Annotated in this window: 20 protein-coding genes; 4 read left to right on the forward strand and 16 right to left on the reverse strand. The window is 69.2% G+C overall.

Annotation, left to right across the window (positions count from 1 at the left end; all coding sequences use genetic code 11):
* Nucleotides 1-28: 28 nt before the first annotated feature.
* The 3 genes from AC1DYK_RS18100 to hemN form a co-directional block, all read right to left on the reverse strand.
* The gene (locus tag AC1DYK_RS18100; protein ID WP_478167571.1) at nt 29-472 is read right to left on the reverse strand and encodes a universal stress protein; all 444 of its coding nucleotides are present in this window, start codon (nt 470-472) and stop codon (nt 29-31) included.
* A 302-nt stretch (nt 473-774) separates the two neighbouring features.
* Entirely contained in the window at nt 775-1,485 is a 711-nt protein-coding gene (locus AC1DYK_RS18105; RefSeq protein ID WP_478167572.1) for a sulfite exporter TauE/SafE family protein, read from the reverse strand.
* A gap of 151 nt (nt 1,486-1,636) precedes the next feature.
* The gene (gene hemN, locus AC1DYK_RS18110; protein WP_478167573.1) at nt 1,637-3,049 is read right to left on the reverse strand and encodes an oxygen-independent coproporphyrinogen III oxidase; all 1,413 of its coding nucleotides are present in this window, start codon (nt 3,047-3,049) and stop codon (nt 1,637-1,639) included.
* Between the two features lie 124 nt (nt 3,050-3,173).
* Here hemN and fnr point away from each other — a divergent pair, with 124 nt between their 5' ends.
* Nucleotides 3,174-3,890, forward strand: a complete 717-nt coding sequence (gene fnr, locus AC1DYK_RS18115) for a fumarate/nitrate reduction transcriptional regulator Fnr (protein WP_478167574.1) — start codon at nt 3,174-3,176, stop codon at nt 3,888-3,890.
* Here the strand turns inward: fnr and AC1DYK_RS18120 are convergent.
* From AC1DYK_RS18120 to AC1DYK_RS18165, 10 genes are all read right to left on the reverse strand, one after another.
* The gene (locus AC1DYK_RS18120; protein ID WP_478167575.1) at nt 3,871-4,116 is read right to left on the reverse strand and encodes a hypothetical protein; all 246 of its coding nucleotides are present in this window, start codon (nt 4,114-4,116) and stop codon (nt 3,871-3,873) included. The two genes, fnr and AC1DYK_RS18120, sit on opposite strands and share 20 nt — an antisense overlap.
* A 4-nt stretch (nt 4,117-4,120) precedes the next feature.
* Nucleotides 4,121-4,396 (reverse strand): FixH family protein, encoded by a 276-nt coding sequence (locus AC1DYK_RS18125; RefSeq protein ID WP_478167576.1) that lies wholly within the window; start codon nt 4,394-4,396, stop codon nt 4,121-4,123.
* Nucleotides 4,397-4,415: 19 nt separating this feature from the next.
* Nucleotides 4,416-5,855, reverse strand: coding sequence for a cytochrome c oxidase accessory protein CcoG (ccoG, locus tag AC1DYK_RS18130; RefSeq protein WP_478167577.1), 1,440 nt, complete (start codon nt 5,853-5,855; stop codon nt 4,416-4,418).
* A 10-nt stretch (nt 5,856-5,865) separates the two neighbouring features.
* On the reverse strand, nt 5,866-6,783 hold the full coding sequence (gene ccoP / locus AC1DYK_RS18135; protein WP_478167578.1) for a cytochrome-c oxidase, cbb3-type subunit III: 918 nt from the start codon (nt 6,781-6,783) through the stop codon (nt 5,866-5,868).
* Nucleotides 6,780-6,926: a cbb3-type cytochrome oxidase subunit 3 gene (locus tag AC1DYK_RS18140; protein ID WP_478167579.1), complete on the reverse strand. Its 147-nt coding sequence runs from the start codon at nt 6,924-6,926 to the stop codon at nt 6,780-6,782. The genes ccoP and AC1DYK_RS18140 overlap by 4 nt, the downstream gene beginning before the upstream one ends.
* 11 nt (nt 6,927-6,937) lie before the next feature.
* On the reverse strand, nt 6,938-7,564 hold the full coding sequence (gene ccoO, locus AC1DYK_RS18145; RefSeq protein WP_478167580.1) for a cytochrome-c oxidase, cbb3-type subunit II: 627 nt from the start codon (nt 7,562-7,564) through the stop codon (nt 6,938-6,940).
* Nucleotides 7,565-7,573: 9 nt separating this feature from the next.
* Nucleotides 7,574-9,013 carry a cytochrome-c oxidase, cbb3-type subunit I gene (gene ccoN, locus AC1DYK_RS18150; RefSeq protein WP_478167581.1) on the reverse strand — a complete coding sequence of 480 codons (1,440 nt, stop codon included), beginning with the start codon at nt 9,011-9,013 and terminating at the stop codon, nt 7,574-7,576.
* Between the two features lie 67 nt (nt 9,014-9,080).
* Nucleotides 9,081-9,218 (reverse strand): cbb3-type cytochrome oxidase assembly protein CcoS, encoded by a 138-nt coding sequence (gene ccoS, locus AC1DYK_RS18155; RefSeq protein ID WP_478089575.1) that lies wholly within the window; start codon nt 9,216-9,218, stop codon nt 9,081-9,083.
* Nucleotides 9,218-11,524 (reverse strand): heavy metal translocating P-type ATPase, encoded by a 2,307-nt coding sequence (locus tag AC1DYK_RS18160; protein ID WP_478167582.1) that lies wholly within the window; start codon nt 11,522-11,524, stop codon nt 9,218-9,220. The genes ccoS and AC1DYK_RS18160 overlap by 1 nt, the downstream gene beginning before the upstream one ends.
* Before the next feature lie 157 nt (nt 11,525-11,681).
* Complete coding sequence (locus tag AC1DYK_RS18165) at nt 11,682-12,341, reverse strand: OmpW/AlkL family protein (protein ID WP_478167583.1); 660 nt, start codon at nt 12,339-12,341, stop codon at nt 11,682-11,684.
* A 245-nt stretch (nt 12,342-12,586) separates the two neighbouring features.
* Here AC1DYK_RS18165 and azu point away from each other — a divergent pair, with 245 nt between their 5' ends.
* From azu to AC1DYK_RS18180, 3 genes are all read left to right on the forward strand, one after another.
* A complete protein-coding gene (gene azu, locus AC1DYK_RS18170; RefSeq protein WP_478167584.1) occupies nt 12,587-13,039 on the forward strand; it encodes an azurin in 453 nt (150 codons plus the stop codon).
* 73 nt (nt 13,040-13,112) lie between these two features.
* On the forward strand, nt 13,113-13,604 hold the full coding sequence (gene phaP / locus AC1DYK_RS18175; protein WP_478157692.1) for a TIGR01841 family phasin: 492 nt from the start codon (nt 13,113-13,115) through the stop codon (nt 13,602-13,604).
* Between the two features lie 123 nt (nt 13,605-13,727).
* A complete protein-coding gene (locus tag AC1DYK_RS18180) occupies nt 13,728-13,973 on the forward strand; it encodes a hypothetical protein (protein ID WP_478089580.1) in 246 nt (81 codons plus the stop codon).
* Between the two features lie 6 nt (nt 13,974-13,979).
* On the opposite strand, the gene AC1DYK_RS18185 is transcribed toward AC1DYK_RS18180, so the two are convergent.
* The 3 genes from AC1DYK_RS18185 to AC1DYK_RS18195 all read right to left on the reverse strand — a co-directional run bounded on the left by AC1DYK_RS18185 (nt 13,980) and on the right by AC1DYK_RS18195 (nt 15,493).
* Nucleotides 13,980-14,414 (reverse strand): RcnB family protein, encoded by a 435-nt coding sequence (locus tag AC1DYK_RS18185; protein WP_478167585.1) that lies wholly within the window; start codon nt 14,412-14,414, stop codon nt 13,980-13,982.
* A gap of 113 nt (nt 14,415-14,527) precedes the next feature.
* The gene (locus AC1DYK_RS18190) at nt 14,528-14,887 is read right to left on the reverse strand and encodes a hypothetical protein (protein ID WP_478167586.1); all 360 of its coding nucleotides are present in this window, start codon (nt 14,885-14,887) and stop codon (nt 14,528-14,530) included.
* 24 nt (nt 14,888-14,911) lie between these two features.
* Nucleotides 14,912-15,493 carry a cob(I)yrinic acid a,c-diamide adenosyltransferase gene (locus AC1DYK_RS18195; protein ID WP_478089583.1) on the reverse strand — a complete coding sequence of 194 codons (582 nt, stop codon included), beginning with the start codon at nt 15,491-15,493 and terminating at the stop codon, nt 14,912-14,914.
* Nucleotides 15,494-15,495 lie beyond the last annotated feature (2 nt).

A 15,495-nucleotide genomic window follows, 5' to 3' on the forward strand; every position in this document is an offset into this window, starting at 1 on the left:
CCTGGTTGACTTCTTCCCTCATGCGGCGCTATCGGAGCACCAGCACCGGCAAGGCGGAATGCGTGAGCACATGCTGGGTCTCGCTGCCCAGCAGCAGGCGTCCGATGCCCCGGCGGCCATGCGAGGCCATGACGATCAGGTCGCTCGCATGCTTCTGCGCGGCCGCGATGATCGATTCGGCAACCTGGCTGGAATGGGCCACGAGCGCTTCGCAGCGCACGCCGCTCGCGCCCGCGCGCTCGCCGATCGCGTCGACCATGGCCTGGGCATGTTCGAAGCGCTTCTTCTCGATGCTTTCGCTCTCGGCCCCCTCATGGAGCATCGTGCCGTCCATGTAGCTCTTGGGTTGCCTGCGGGCCACGGTGAAGGCGACCAGCTCGGCGCCATGCTGCCGGGCCAGGCCGATGGCGGTCTCGACCGCCTTCTCCGAAAGGGGCGAGCCGTCGGTCGCGACCAGGATTCGCTTGAACATGATGAGGTCTCCAGATGGGAAGGCCTCCAGTCTCGGCCAGACCCGCGCGGCGCGGATTGACTGGGATCAAGCTTGCGTCGGATGTCCGGCGTGCGGGCCCAGGCCGGCGCCGGGCCGCTGGCGCGGCGAAGTCCGCGCTTCGCGCAGACGGGCGGCCTGCGACTTCCCCCTCGGGGGGCAGCGACCCACACGCAGTGGGGGAGCGTGGGGGCCATCCAGGCCGGCGCCGGGCCGCCCCAAGGCGGCCTGCGGCCCCCTCGGGGGGCAGCGACCACACGAAGTGGGGAGCGTGGGGGCCACATTCATGCACACCAGATCTCGATCTGGTGCGCAAGATCCATCCAAAGCGCCTGCAACGCGACCGCGGCCAGCAGCGCGCCGGCCAGGCGCGTGCCCCATTGCTGCGACACCACGCCCGCACCCGAGCGCAGGCGGCGCCACAGCCACGGCGCCAGCAGCAGCGACAGCGCGCTGCCCGAGGCGAACAGCGCCATGACGGCCGCGCCCTCGAGCACGCCGTTGCTCAAGGCCGCCAGCATCAACGCCGAATACAGCAGGCCGCAGGGCATCGCGACCCAGAGCGCCCCGGTGGCCAGCACCCCGAAGGCGCTGCGGGTCATGGGCTGCAGTCGTGCCGAAGCCCAGCGTCCTATGCGGTGGGCCCACAGCGGCTGCCGGCCCGAGGCCGCGAGCAGCACGCCCCAGGCGAGCACGACCACGTGCAGCAGGATCCATGCGGGGCGCAGTGCGGCCACCTGTTCGCTCGCCAGCGCCAGGCCTTGCACCGTGGCGGCCGCCACGGCCCCGGCCGCCGCGTAGCCCGCCACGCGCCCGGCGTGGAACAGCGCGCCGGCCGGCAGCGAGCGGCCCGCCGGCGCCAGCGCGGCGACGCCGCCGGCGGGCGCGCGCACGATGCGGATCACCCCCGCACACGCGGCGCCGCACATCGCGACGCAGTGCGGCCCGCCCACCAGCCCCATCACCAGCGCGGAGGCCAGCAGCGCCGCCTGCATGGCTCAGTTGTCCATGGCGCTGCGCGCCACCCACAGCGCATGAAACCGGCGCAGCCCAATGCCAGGGATACCGCGGAACCGGCTTTGCCGGGCCGCTGGTATCGCCCCCTCGAGGGGGGCGCCGCAGGCGCTATCGGGGGTGGGCTTCACTTCAGACGATGCGCGAGAAGCGCGTGCGATTGCGGTCGGCCTGCAGGTAGCGGTCGAACACCATGGCGATCGCGCGCACGAAGAACCAGCCCAGGGGCGTGACCTCGATGGAGCGATCGCCCAGGGTCACCAGGCCCTGCGCCGCGAGCGGTTCGAGCGCGGTCAGTTCGGCTGCGAAGAGGTGCTCGAAGTCGATCAGGTGGGCCGCGCCGACGGCCTCGAAATCCACCCGTCCCTGGCACATGATCGCCATGATCACGGCGCGCCGCAGCACGTCGTCGCGCGTCAGCGCCAGGCCGCGCACCACCGGCAGGCGGCCCTGGTCGAGGAGGTCGTAGTATTCCTCGAGCGTCTTCGCGTTCTGGCTGTAGGTGGCGCCGATGCGGCCGATCGCCGACACGCCCAGGGCCACCAGGTCGCAGTCCGGCTGCGTGCTGTAGCCCTGGAAGTTGCGATGCAGCCGGCCCTGCCGCCGGGCGACCGCCAGTGCATCGCCGGGCAGCGCGAAATGGTCCATCCCGATGTAGACATAGCCCGCGGCGGTGAGCGCGGCGATCGAGCGCGACAGCATCTCGACCTTGGCGCCGGCATCGGGCAGGGCTTCGGTCGCGATGCGGCGCTGGGCCTTGAAGCGCTCGGGCAGGTGGGCGTAGGCATAGAGCGCGATCCGGTCCGGCCGGAGCGCGCAGACCTGCTCCAGCGTGCGGTCGAAGGACGCGGGGCTCTGGCGCGGCAGTCCGTAGATCAGGTCGACGTTGACCGAATCGAAGCCCAGCCCGCGGGCCACCGCCATCAGGTCGAACACCTGCCGGGCGGGCTGGATCCGGTGCACCGCCTTCTGCACTTCCGGGTCGAAGTCCTGGACGCCGAAGCTCAGCCGGTTGAAGCCCAGCTCGGCCAGCGTCACGAGGCGCTCGCGGTCGACGGTGCGAGGGTCGATCTCGATCGAATGCTCCCCGTCCGGCGACAGCGTGAAGGCGCCGCGAAGCATGGCCATGAGTTCCCGCAGGCCGGCATCGTCGAGGAAGGTCGGCGTGCCGCCGCCCAGGTGCAGCTGGCGGACGACCGCGCCGCGGCCGAGCTTCTCCACCTGCAGCGAAATCTCGCGAGACAGGTAGTCCAGGTACTCGCGCCCCTTGCTCTTGTGCCGGGTCACGATCTTGTTGCAGGCGCAGTAGTAGCAGAGCGATTCGCAGAACGGAATGTGCACGTACAGCGACAGCGCCCGCGCGCTCGCGCCGGCCCCGCCGCGCTGCTCGAGGGCCTGCGCGTAGTCGTCCGCCGTGAAGGCGTCGACGAAGCGATCGGCCGTGGGATAGGACGTGTAGCGCGGGCCGGCGCAGTCGAAGCGGCGCAGCACGGTGGACGGCGGCGCCAGGGCCGGCGTGAGGGCGGGAGCGGAGGGGGGGAGCATCGCGGGCGGCGGCAAGGGCTGTGGTGTGTCACTATGCCGCCGTCACGATCTGCAATCATTGACCTGCATCAAGCATCCACCCCGCTCCCCGTCGGACAATCCCTCCATGACCTCGACTGCATCAATGAAACCCGAAAATATCAAGGTCGCCTGTTCCAACTGCAATCTGCGCGAGCTCTGCATGCCGGTGGGCCTGAATCCGGGCGAGCTGCAGCGCATCGACGACATCGTCGCGACGCGGCGCAAGATCAAGCGGCGCGAGACGCTGTTTCGCAACGGCGAGGCCTTCACCTCGCTCTATGCGATCCGCACCGGGGTGTTCAAGACCCGCGTCACCAGCGAGGACGGCCGCGACCAGGTCACGGGCTTCCAGATGGCGGGAGAGATCATCGGGCTCGACGGCATCGTCAACGACCAGCACACCTGCGACGCCGTGGCGCTGGAGGACTCCGAGGTCTGCGTGATGCCCTTCGAACGCATCGAGGAGCTGTCGCGCGAGATCACCGCGCTGCAGCGCCACGTGCACCAGATCATGAGCCGCGAGATCGTGCGCGAACACGGCGTGATGCTGCTGCTGGGCAGCATGCGGGCCGAAGAGCGGCTCGCCGCCTTCCTGCTGAACCTGGTCCAGCGCCTGCACGCGCGCGGCTTCTCGCGTTCCGAGCTGGTGCTTCGCATGACCCGCGAGGAAATCGGCAGCTACCTCGGGCTCAAGCTCGAGACCGTGAGCCGGACCCTGTCGAAGTTCGCGGCCGAGGGCATGGTCGAGGTCGAGCAGCGCAACGTGCGCATCGTCGATCCCGAGGCGCTGCGCCGCATCGTCAATCCGCCGGGCTGTTGATCTCGCGCGCCGACAGGGTCAGCAGCAGGGTCAGCGCGCCCGCCCCCATGGCCAGCAGCCAGAAGACGAAAAAGCCGACCGTGTAGACGGCCTGGCGCGAAGCACCGAGCGCCTCGCCGCGCCAGTTCAGGTCGCCCGGGTCGACCAGGGCGAACACCAGCACCTCGAGCGCGCAGGCCAGCAGGAAGGCCGGCCAGAGAATCCACATCCAGCGGCGCGTCTGCATGCACTCACTCCTTCGGCAGCGGCACGGCGCTGCCCGGTGTCGCCGCGTGGTTGCGCCCGGCCACGGCCGGCATCAGCTTCTTGTCGGCCAGGGTGCGGTTGATCTCCACGCCCTTGCGGTAGTAGTCCTGGTCCACCACCGGGTCGGGCGTGGCGATCGCCAGCCACAGGGTGACGAAGCTCGCGACCACCACCACGCCCGGCCCGCCGATCACCATCCACACCAGTGGGAAGCGGTACCACGGAGGGCAGGGTTTCATCGCGTCGTTGTCGTGCGTCATCTCTTGGTCCTTGGGTTGATCAGCGCGGTACCAGGAACACCGCGGGCTCCGAGACACTGGCATTGCCGCTTTCGGCGCGGACGTCGAAATGCACCTTGTGCGAACCCGCCGCTGCCGCCCCATAGGGTAGCTGCAACCGGACCGCGACCCAGCGCGACTCCGCCGGCGCGACCTCGACCACGGGCTCCGAGGACACCTTCAGCCCCTCGAGGCCGCCCGCAGCGATCCGGTAGCGCTGCACCTGTTCGGTGGCATTCATGATCTGCAGGCGGTAGACGTTCTCGAGCTGGCCGCCTTCGACGATGCGGGCCAGCGACGCGCGGTCGCGCACCACGTCGACCTTCAGCGGCGTGCGCGTCACCAGGCTGGCGAGCAGGCCGATGCACAGCGCCGCCAGCACCCCGGTGTAGATCAGCACCCGCGGCCGCAGCACGCGCCGCAGCACCTGCCGCGGCGTCCAGCGGCCGGCCATGCCGTTCTGCGTGGCGTAGCGGATCAGGCCGCGCGGCGTGTCCATCTTGTCCATCACGATGTTGCAGGCATCCACGCAGAGGCCGCAACCGATGCACTCGTACTGGAGGCCTTCGCGGATGTCGATGCCGGTCGGACAGACCTGCACGCACAGATGGCAGTCGATGCAGTGGCCCAGCGGCGCCGCGGTCGATGCGCGCCCTTTCGCCGGCACGCCGCGAGGCTCGCCGCGCGCGGCGTCATAGCTCACGATCAGCGTGTCGCGATCGAACATCGCGCTCTGGAAGCGCGCATAGGGGCACATGTACTTGCACACCTGCTCGCGCATGAAGCCGGCGTTGCCGTAGGTCGCGAAGCCGTAGAACAGCACCCAGAAGATTTCCCAGGAACCCATCGTCGTGTGCAGGAACGACATCCCCAGCTCGCGGATCGGCGTGAAGTAGCCCACGAAGGTAAAGCCGGTCCACAGGCCGATGGAGATCCAGACCACGTGCTTGAACCACTTCTTGACCAGCTTCTCGGCCGACATGCCGCCGCGATCCAGGCGCATGCGCGCGATGCGGCTGCCTTCGATCTTCTCTTCGACCCACATGAAGATCTCGGTGTAGACCGTCTGCGGGCAGGCATAGCCGCACCACAGCCGGCCCGCCACCGCGGTGAACAGGAACAGCGACAGGGCCGAGATCACCAGCAGGCCCGTGAGGTAGATCAGGTCCTGCGGATAGAGCACCAGGCCGAAGATGAAGAAGCGCCGCGCGCCGAGGTCGAACAGCACCGCCTGGCGCTGGCCCCACTCGAGCCAGGGCAGTCCGTAGAACACGAGCTGCGTCGCGAACACCAGCGCCCAGCGCCAGCGCGCGAAGTAGCCGCTGACGCTGCGCGCATAGATCTTCTCGTGTGCCGCGTAGAGGCCGACGCTCTTCTCGGCCGCCACGATCGGAATCACCGTGCGAGGGGCCGGCTTCGGCGCGGGCATGCGATCGGTCATGGCGTCGGGCTCACTGGGCCCCTGTGGCGGGCTTGTTCGACAGTCCCCAGACGTAGGCCGTGAGCACGTGGATCTGGGCCTCGGTCAGGCGGCCCTGCTGCGCCGGCATCTGGTTGACCTTGCCGCCGTTGATCATCGCGATGATCGATTCCTGCCCGTAGCCGTGCAGCCAGATCCTGTCGGACAGGTTCGGCGCGCCGACCGCGGTATTGCCCACGCCGCCGATGCCGTGGCAGGCCGCGCAGGTCGTGAACTTGCTCTTGCCGAGGCCGGCGCGGACCGAGTCGTGCGGGCTGCCCGACAGGCTCAGCACATAGTTGGCGAGATTCTTGACGTCCTCGGCCGAGCCGACCGCCTCGGCCATCGGCGGCATCGTGCCGATGCGGCCGAGCGCGATGGTCTCGTGGATCTTGTCGGGCGTGCCGCCATGCAGCCAGTCGCCGTCGACCAGGTTCGGGAATCCCTTGCTGCCGCGCGCGTCCGAGCCGTGGCACTGCGCGCAGTTGTTGAGGAACAGGCGCTCGCCGATCGCCATGGCGCCCGCGTCGCCCGCCAGCCGCTCGACCGGCTGGGCCGAATAGGCGGCATAGACCGGGGCCAGTTCGGCGTTGGCCTTGTCGACCTCCTTCGCGTACTCGCCCTCGGTGGTCCAGGCCAGCGTGCCGCGGTAGCTGCCCAGGCCCGGGAAGACGACCAGGTAGCCGATCCCGAACACGATGGTCAGCACGAACAGGCCCATCCACCAGCGCGGCAGCGGGTTGTTCATCTCGCGCAGGTCCTCGTCCCAGACGTGGCCGGTGGTGTTGTCGTCGCCGGCCGGACCGCGGAAGCGCGCGGTCCACCACAGCAGCAGCGCGCAGGCCAGGATGCCGCCCAGCGCGATGGCGGTCACGAAGTGCGACCAGAAGTTGGTGGTGAAGTCGCTCATGAGGGGTCCTCTTCGAAGGGGAGTCTTGCGGCCTCTTCGAAGGCCGTCGCGTTGCGGCGCGAAAAGGCCCAAACCAGGATGCCGATGAAAGTGGCGAACGATGCCAGCGTGGCGGCGATCCGCAGGGTGGTGACGGTGTCCATCGCTGCGCTCCTTACTTGAGTGCCAGGCCGAGCGACTGCAGGTACGCGACCATCGCGTCCATCTCGGTCTTGCCCTTGACCTCGGCCGGTGCGGCCGCGATCTGGGCGTCGGTGTAGGGCACGCCCACTCGGCGCAGGGCCGTCATGTGGGCGGATGCCTCCGCGCCATCGAGCGGCGCCTTCTCGAGCCAGCCGTAGGCCGGCATGTTCGACTCGGGCACCACGTCGCGCGGATTGTTCAGGTGGATGCGATGCCACTCGTCGCTGTACTTGCCGCCCACGCGGTGCAGGTCGGGCCCGGTGCGCTTGCTGCCCCACTGGAATGGATGGTCGTAGACGAATTCGCCGGCCACCGAGTAGTGGCCGTAGCGCAGCGTCTCGGCGCGGAACGGGCGGATCATCTGCGAGTGGCAGTTGTAGCAGCCCTCGCGCACGTAGATGTCGCGGCCCGCGAGCTGCAGCGGCGTCAGCGGCTCCACGCCCTTGACCGCCTCGGTGGTCGACTTCTGGAAGAACAGCGGCACGATCTCGACCAGGCCGCCGACCGCGATCACCAGCAGGATCAGCACGATCATCAGGAAGTTGTTGGTCTCGATCTTCTGGTGCGAGAAGCCGGATTCGGGGGTATTCGAACTCATGGCGTTTCCTCAGGCGTGGGCAATGGCGGTCTGCGGGATCGGCGACGGCTTGCTGAAGCCCGAGATCACCGTCATCCAGACGTTCCAGGCCATCACCAGCATGCCGCCCAGGTACAGCAGGCCGCCGATCATGCGCACCACGTAGTAGGGATAGGTGGCCTTCACGCTCTCGACGAAGGTGTAGGTCAGCGTGCCGTCGGGATTGACCGCGCGCCACATGAGACCCTGCATCACGCCGGCGATCCACATCGCGGCGATGTACAGCACGATGCCGATGGTCGACATCCAGAAGTGCAGCTCGATCGCCTTCACGCTGAACATCTCGGTGCGCCCGTACACGCGCGGGATCAGGTAGTAGAGCGAGCCCATCGAGATCAGCCCGACCCAGCCGAGCGCGCCCGCGTGCACGTGGCCGACGGTCCAGTCGGTGTAGTGCGACAGCGCGTTGACGGTCTTGATCGACATCATCGGACCCTCGAAGGTCGACATGCCGTAGAAGGACAGCGAGACGATCAGGAAGCGCAGGATCGGGTCGGTGCGCAGCTTGTGCCAGGCGCCCGACAGCGTCATCACGCCGTTGATCATGCCGCCCCAGCTGGGCGCCAGCAGGATCAGCGAGAACACCATGCCGATCGACTGGGTCCAGTCGGGCAGCGCCGTGTAGTGCAGGTGGTGCGGGCCGGCCCACATGTAGGTGAAGATCAGGGCCCAGAAGTGCACGATCGACAGCCGGTACGAGTACACCGGCCGGCCCGCCTGCTTGGGCACGTAGTAGTACATCATCCCGAGGAAGCCGGCCGTGAGGAAGAAGCCGACCGCGTTGTGGCCGTACCACCACTGCACCATCGCGTCCTGCACGCCGGCGTAGGCCGAATAGCTCTTCATCCAGCCCGCGGGGATGGCCGCGCTGTTGACGATGTGCAGCAGCGCCACCGCGATGATGAAGGCGCCGTAGAACCAGTTGGCGACGTAGATGTGGCGAACCTTGCGCATGCCGATGGTGCCGAAGAACACGATCGCGTAGGCCACCCAGACCAGCGCGATCAGGATGTCGATCGGCCATTCGAGTTCGGCGTATTCCTTGCCGCTGGTGTAGCCCATCGGCAGGCTGATGGCGGCGGCCACGATCACGGCCTGCCAGCCCCAGAACACGAACGAAGCCAGCGCCGGCGCGAACAGCCGGACCTGGCAGGTGCGCTGCACCACGTGGAAGCTGGTCGCCATCAGCGCACAGCCGCCGAAGGCGAAGATCACCGCATTGGTGTGCAGCGGCCGCAACCGTCCGTAGCTGAGCCACGGGATGCCGAGGTTGAGCTCGGGCCAGGCCAGCTGCGAGGCGATGATGACCCCCACCAACATGCCGACCACGCCCCAGACCACCGACATGAGAGCGAATTGCCGCACCACCGTGTCGCTGTAGACCGGCGCAGGAGAATTCGGAGCATGCATCGCAGAGCCTTCATTTATGAAACTGGCCCAGTGTCCCGGCGCGGCGTGCGATCGAGGTTGATTCAGATCAATCGTTCTTAAGAATGCGCTCGCCCTCGTTGTCGATGTCGTCGAATTGCCCACGGTCGACGGCCCACCAGAGGCCGGCGAGGATGAACAGGACCAGCACCACCGAGAACGGGATCAGCAGGAAGAGGATGTCCATCAGGCCGCCTCGAGGTGCAGTGGCTGGCGGGCCAGCCGCGCGGCATTGAGCACCACCGCCAGCGAGCTCGCCGCCATGCCCAGCCCCGCGAGCCACGGCGGCAGCCAGCCGGCGATCGCGAGCGGAACACAGACCGCGTTGTAGCCGGCCGCCCACCAGAGGTTCTGCCGCACCACCCGCAGCGTGCGCCGGGCCTGCGCGATGGCGCGCGGCACGACGCCGAGCGCATCGCCGAGCACCACGAAGTCGGCCCGGGCCTGCGCCAGCGGCACCGCGCGGCCGAAGGCGAAGGAGGCATGGGCATAGGCGAGCACGGGCCCGTCGTTGAGGCCGTCGCCCACCATCGCGACCGCCTGGCCCTGGGCCTGCAGATCCTTCAGCCGCCGCAGCTTGTCTTCGGGCGTGCAGTCGCCCAAGGCCATGGCAATGCCGGCGCGTGCCGCGACCTCGCGCGCGGCGCCGGCACTGTCGCCCGACAGCAGCCACACCGCCACGCCCTGCGCACCCAGCGCGGAGACGGCGGCGGCGGCATCCTCGCGCAGATCCTCCGCCAGCACGAAACTCGCGATCCACCCCTGGTCGTCGCTGAGATGCACCTGGGCCGCCTCGACCGGCAGGGGCTGGACGCCGCAGAACGCGGCCGAGCCCAGGCGCAGGCCACGCTCGGGTGCACCAGCGCCGCGACCGACCCGGCCTTCGAGCCCCTGCCCCGCGCGTTCGGCCAGGCTCGACACCCGCCAGTCCGGCGCCACGCGGTGCTGCTCGCGCCAGGCCTTCACGAGCGCCCGCGACGCCGGATGCAGCGACTGTGCGGCGAGCGCGGCCGCCAGCTCCACCGCATCGCCCGGCCGCACGCCCTTTCGGCTGTAGACCCGGTCGAGCCGCGGCGTGTCGCGCGTCAGCGTGCCGGTCTTGTCGAACACCACGGTGTCGACCGCGGCCAGCGCCTCCAGGGCCTGCAGGTTGCGCACCAGCACCCCGCCGCGCGCCAGCGTGCCGGCGCTCGCGAGCATCGCGGCCGGCGTCGCCAGCGACAGCGCGCAGGGACAGGTCACGATCAGCACCGCCACCGCGACCATCAGCGCCTTGCCCGAATCCACCGGCCACCAGTAGGCCGCCGCCGCGGCCGCCGCGACCAGCACCGCGAGCAGGAACGGCCGGGCCGCGCGATCGGCCAGCTGCGCGAGCCGGGGCTTCTGCAGCGAGGCGCTTTCCATCAGCGCCACGATCTGGGCGAAGCGCGTGTCCGGCCCCAGCGCCTCGACCCGCACCTCCACCACCGCGCCGACGTTGTGGCTGCCCGCCAGCACCCGCGCGCCGCACGGGCGCGGCACCGGCCGGGACTCGCCCGTGATCAGCGCCTCGTCGGCCGAGGTGTCGCCCGCCGCCACCGTGCCATCGGCCAGAAAGGCCTCGCCGGGCAGCACGCGGAGCAGGTCGCCGACCGCCAGCCGCCGGACCGCGACGCGCTCGAACGAGCCGCCGGCGTTGCGCCGCAGCACGCTGTCGGGCAGGCGGTTCATCAGGGCATCGAGGGCGCCGGCGGTGCGGTCGCGCAGCCGTGCCTCCAGCCAGCGGCCGGTCAGCAGGAAGAACACGAACATGGTGAGGGAGTCGAAGTACAGCTCGTGGCCGAGCGGCCCCTCCGGATCGAAGGTGGCCGCGCTGCTGACCACGAAGGTGATCGCCATGCCGAGCGCGACCGGCAGGTCCATGCCGATGCGGCGCTGCCGCAGGTCGCGCCAGGCGCTGCGAAAGAAGGGGCCGCAGGAAAACAGCATCACCGGCAGCGTCAGCACCCACGAGGCCCAGCGCAGCAACTGCGCGGCATCGGGCGTCATGTCGCCGGGCTGTGCAATGTACGCCGGGTAGGCGTACATCATGACCTGCATCATGCAGAAGCCCGCCACCAGCCAGCGCCAGAGCGCCAGGCGCGACTCGCGCTTGCGCCGCGCGCTCGCCAGCATGTCGCCGGCCGGCACCAGACGGTAGCCCGCGGCTTCGGAGGCCTCGAACCAGCGCGACGGTTTCACGGCCGCCGACGACCAGACCACGCGCGCGCGGCGGCTGGCCGCATTGACCTCGGCCGAGACGACGCCCGGCACCTGCATCAGCGCCGCCTCCACCGTGAACGCGCAGGCCGCGCAATGCATGCCCTCGACCACGACCTGGGACTCCCAGCGCGCCGCGTCGCCCTCGCCCAAGCGCCGCCCGAAGGCCGGCCATTCGACCGGATCGTCCAGCAGCGACCAGGCCGACTGCGGCGCGGCGGGCAAGCCGGGAGCGAAAGAGAGCGCAGCTTCCATGCCCCGAGCCTAGCGAGCGCAGCCGGGCAAGAGTTGACCCAGATCAAGAGGAGGCCCGGTCTCTTCGTGGGTTGCCGCGGATCCGGCTGCGCCGGTCCGCTGGCAACGCCCCCTTTCAAGGGGCTGGGCGGCTACACGAAGTGAGACAGCCTGGGGGTCAGAAACGGTACCCCACGCCCACGCCGAACAACCACGGATCGACCTGCACCGTCGACAGCGTCTGGCCCAGATGGCTCACGTCGGAGCGGATCTGCAGCTTCTTGACGTCGAAGTTCAGGAACACGTTCTCCGCCAGCGCGATGTCGAAGCCGGCGCCCACGGCGAGGCCGAAGCTGTCGTTCTCGAGGTCCAGGCGGCCCACGGTGGGCACGGCCAGCCGCACCGAGCTGATGCGCGTGTAGTTCAGGCCGGCGCCGACATAGGGGCGAATCGTCGCGTTCGGCCTGAAGTGGTACTGGACCATCAACGTCGGCGGCAGTTGCTTGAAGGTGCCGATGTCGACCGGCCCGCCCAGCGCGCTCTGCTGCACGGTCACGGTGTGCTTTTGCGGCACCGTCAGCACCAGCTCGGCGGCGATGTTCGGCGTGAAGAAGTAGGTGATGTCGACTTCGGGAATGGTCTTGTCGCTCACCGTGATCGCATCGGCCGGCACGGCCAGCGAAGGAATCGGATCGGACTTGTTGGCCGTGTCGATGCGCACCGCGCGGGCTCGCACGAGCCAGTTGCCCTGCGCCTCCTGCGCCGCCACGGGCAAGACGCACAAGGTGCCGAGGATGGCACCGATCAGTGTGCGCGTGAGATTTCTGCTGCTAACCATGTTTTTTCTGCTTCTCCTGTGATGGCCGACGCATGGGCGTCGGCACTGGAGGCAGTGTGGGCGGGCCTCGCTCCCCGTGTCCTTGACCCAGGGCAACACGCGCGCCGCGGCGCGGCGCCGAAGTGCAGGCCCATCGCGGCGAGATTGACCCTGGTCAACAAACGCTGCCGACCACGCTCGACAATGAGGCCGGCGCTGCGCAAGGTGCGCGGCGTGTGTGTGTTTCTTTCCTTGAGGTTCTTTCCATGCTTCGTCACCGTCTCGCCGCCATCGCCGTTCTGGCCTTCGCTTCCGCCCCCGTGCTTGCCGCCGAATGCACGGTCGAGATCGAAGGCAACGACGCCATGCAATTCAACAAGCCCGCGATCGAGGTGAGCCAGAGCTGCAAGGAGTTCACGGTCAAGCTCAAGCACAGCGGCAAGATGCCCAAGCAGGCCATGGGGCACAACTGGGTGCTGACCAAGACCGCCGACGTGCAGGCCGTCGCCACCGACGGCATCGCCGCCGGCCTGCCGCAGGACTACGTCAAGGCCGGCGATGCGCGCGTCGTGGCCCACACGAAGATCATCGGCGGCGGCGAAAGCGGCAGCGTGACCTTCTCGCCGGCGAAGCTCGCCGCCGGCGGCAGCTACACCTACTTCTGCTCCTTCCCCGGGCATTCGTCGCTCATGAAGGGCACGCTCACACTCGTCAAGTAAGCGAAGGGCTTTCATGAAACGCCCCACTGGGCGTATCGTGGCAACCCCAACCTCAAATCTGGAGATACCGCACATGGCCACCAGCAAGTCGAGCACCACCGCCGCCAAGAAGACGCGCTCGGGGGGCATCCCCACGCCGGCCGACGTCCAGGAGGCTTTCGTCAAGCCGCTCAAGGGCATGGCCGAGCGGCTGCAGAACCTGCCGCTGGCGGGCGCCGCAGGCGCGATCGTCGAGAGCGGACGCAAGGACCTGCAGGCGCTGGTGAAGGCCAACGAGAAGTCCTACCAGGGGCTGCAGGCCGTGGTGCAGCGCCAGACCGAGATGCTCAAGACGTCGATCGAGGAGTGGCAGGGTACCGTCAAGGGTCTGCCCGGCACCGATCCGCGCGAAGGCCTCGCCAAGCTCGATGCCATGGGCAAGGCCGCCTTCAAGCAGGCGCTGGACGATATCCGCGAACTGTCGGAGATGGCGGCGAAGTCGCAGGCCGATGCCTTCGACGTGGTGCGCCAGCGGATCCGGGACAACGTGGACGAGGTCAGCAAGCTGCTGCAGCCGCGCAAGTAGGACAAAGACGCCGCCGGGCGGGATCGGTGTTTGTCCTGCGCGATAACGAGAAAAAGGTCCGTGACTCGATCGACAGGAAGCGTACATTGGTACGGTTTCCTCAGCGATTGGATCGAATCAGCCATGGCATCGAATTCTCAGACGCGCATTTCAGCCAGGGAGGCCAGCGAAGCTGCGGCCCGCGAACGGCTGCGGCAGGCACTGCCCGCCACGGTCGACCACCTCCAGCAGCACCAGGCCGGCCGGATCGACGACAGCGACATCGAGGCCTACGTGAGACTGAACTGGCTCGAATGGCACGGTGGCGGGCTGCGGCTCACGATCACCGGCCGCAACGTCTGCGCGCAGCTCGCACCCTCCGCCGCCTGAGCCTGTCTATCGGCCGATGATGATCTGCGCGATCAGGCCGGTGGCCGCCGCGGCCAGCACGAAGTCCCCTCCCACGCCGACCCACTGGTAGCCGCGCGGCGGCTGCTGCAGGCGGCGCCCGCGCCAGTCGTCCACGACGTACTGGCGGCCCCGGTATTCGCTCGGCACGCGGCCGCCGCGGCGCCATTCGGCATACGGGTGGGGATGGCCCCGGTGGTCGAACCGGCGACCCGCGCCGTCGCCGGAGCGGTCGTCGGAGCGGTCATCGGGGCGACCACGGTCGTAGCCCGGGCCGTCATGGCGCTGCTGCTGTTGCTGCGGCCCGAAGCGGTCATTGCGGTCGGATCCGCGATCGAAACGGGTGTCCTGCGCGAAGGCGCTTCCCACCATGCCCATTGCGAGCGCTGCGGCGGCAACGGCCATGCGCTTTGACTTGATCATTGTCGGAACTCCTTCTGCGTTGATGAGGAGTCCAGTGTGGAAGGCGCGTGTGTCGCGCACCCCCCGCCCATGTTGAGGCGATGTGAAGCAAGGTAAAGCCGGCCCGGCGCCGGTCAGGGCGAGTTGCCTTGCGGGCCGACCGCCGGGGCGGCCGGCCTGCTGCCGCCGTGCGGCGTGATCTTGCGGCCCAGGGCCTCGCCCCAGCGACGCACCGGCGCGCTGGCGCGCTCGGCCGTGTGGTCCACGCCGCGCCGGGTCGCATCGGCACCGCGCGCGATCCCGCGACCTGTGGCGTCGGCGCCGCGTTCGATGCCGCCCAGCACCTTGCTGTCGTGGGCGGGCGCCCTGACCGGTTGCTGCTTCGCCGGGGGGCTCTGCGCGCCGTGCGCGGCCAAGGGCAGCAAAAAGGCGGCCGCTCCCAGAACGGCGCAGGCGGCGCCAAGGCGGGTGGTTCGTGTCCGGATCGGGGGCATTCGTCGAATCTCCTTGTTGTCGTTTCAGGCGGCGGGACCGCCCTCGCCTGCGGCCCGGGCCATGCGCTCGCTCTTCCAGTAGACGTCGTCGCCGCCATCGACACGGTTGAGCACGCGCGCCAGCACGAACAGCAGGTCGCTCAGGCGGTTCAGGTAGTGGCGCAGCGCGGCGTTGATCTCGGTCTGCGCGCCCAGGGCCACCACCGCGCGCTCGGCGCGCCGGGCGACCGTGCGGCAGACATGCGCCTGCGAGGCGGCGCGGGTGCCCGCGGGCAGGATGAACTCGGCCAGCCGCGGCAGCGCCGCGTTGTGCTCGGCCAGCGCGTTGTCCAGCTGCAGCAGCGCCTCGGCCTTGAGCAGCGTGTAGCCCGGCATCGAGAGCTCGCCGCCGAGGTTGAAGAGCTGGTGCTGCACATCGACCAGCAGCTCGCGCACGGCGGCCGGCATCGGCTCGCAGAGCAGCACCCCGATGTGCGAGTTGAGCTCGTCCACGTCGCCCATCGCGTGCACGCGCAGGTGGTCCTTGGGGACGCGCGTGTTGTCGCCGAGGCCGGTGCTGCCGTCGTCGCCGGTGCGCGTCGCGATCTGTGTCAAGCGGTTGCCCATGA

Source organism: Variovorax sp. P2_H12, assembly GCF_056403395.1.

Bases quoted from the DNA above. Each gene is read 5' to 3' on its own strand.
- AC1DYK_RS18100 (WP_478167571.1), bottom strand. From the start codon at position 472: ATGTTCAAGCGAATCCTGGTCGCGACCGACGGCTCGCCCCTTTCGGAG.
- AC1DYK_RS18105 (WP_478167572.1), bottom strand. From the start codon at position 1,485: ATGCAGGCGGCGCTGCTGGCCTCCGCGCTGGTGATGGGGCTGGTGGGC.
- hemN (WP_478167573.1), bottom strand. From the start codon at position 3,049: ATGCTCCCCCCCTCCGCTCCCGCCCTCACGCCGGCCCTGGCGCCGCCG.
- fnr (WP_478167574.1), top strand. From the start codon at position 3,174: ATGAAACCCGAAAATATCAAGGTCGCCTGTTCCAACTGCAATCTGCGC.
- AC1DYK_RS18120 (WP_478167575.1), bottom strand. From the start codon at position 4,116: ATGCAGACGCGCCGCTGGATGTGGATTCTCTGGCCGGCCTTCCTGCTG.
- AC1DYK_RS18125 (WP_478167576.1), bottom strand. From the start codon at position 4,396: ATGACGCACGACAACGACGCGATGAAACCCTGCCCTCCGTGGTACCGC.
- ccoG (WP_478167577.1), bottom strand. From the start codon at position 5,855: ATGACCGATCGCATGCCCGCGCCGAAGCCGGCCCCTCGCACGGTGATT.
- ccoP (WP_478167578.1), bottom strand. From the start codon at position 6,783: ATGAGCGACTTCACCACCAACTTCTGGTCGCACTTCGTGACCGCCATC.
- AC1DYK_RS18140 (WP_478167579.1), bottom strand. From the start codon at position 6,926: ATGGACACCGTCACCACCCTGCGGATCGCCGCCACGCTGGCATCGTTC.
- ccoO (WP_478167580.1), bottom strand. From the start codon at position 7,564: ATGAGTTCGAATACCCCCGAATCCGGCTTCTCGCACCAGAAGATCGAG.
- ccoN (WP_478167581.1), bottom strand. From the start codon at position 9,013: ATGCATGCTCCGAATTCTCCTGCGCCGGTCTACAGCGACACGGTGGTG.
- ccoS (WP_478089575.1), bottom strand. From the start codon at position 9,218: ATGGACATCCTCTTCCTGCTGATCCCGTTCTCGGTGGTGCTGGTCCTG.
- AC1DYK_RS18160 (WP_478167582.1), bottom strand. From the start codon at position 11,524: ATGGAAGCTGCGCTCTCTTTCGCTCCCGGCTTGCCCGCCGCGCCGCAG.
- AC1DYK_RS18165 (WP_478167583.1), bottom strand. From the start codon at position 12,341: ATGGTTAGCAGCAGAAATCTCACGCGCACACTGATCGGTGCCATCCTC.
- azu (WP_478167584.1), top strand. From the start codon at position 12,587: ATGCTTCGTCACCGTCTCGCCGCCATCGCCGTTCTGGCCTTCGCTTCC.
- phaP (WP_478157692.1), top strand. From the start codon at position 13,113: ATGGCCACCAGCAAGTCGAGCACCACCGCCGCCAAGAAGACGCGCTCG.
- AC1DYK_RS18180 (WP_478089580.1), top strand. From the start codon at position 13,728: ATGGCATCGAATTCTCAGACGCGCATTTCAGCCAGGGAGGCCAGCGAA.
- AC1DYK_RS18185 (WP_478167585.1), bottom strand. From the start codon at position 14,414: ATGATCAAGTCAAAGCGCATGGCCGTTGCCGCCGCAGCGCTCGCAATG.
- AC1DYK_RS18190 (WP_478167586.1), bottom strand. From the start codon at position 14,887: ATGCCCCCGATCCGGACACGAACCACCCGCCTTGGCGCCGCCTGCGCC.
- AC1DYK_RS18195 (WP_478089583.1), bottom strand. From the start codon at position 15,493: ATGGGCAACCGCTTGACACAGATCGCGACGCGCACCGGCGACGACGGC.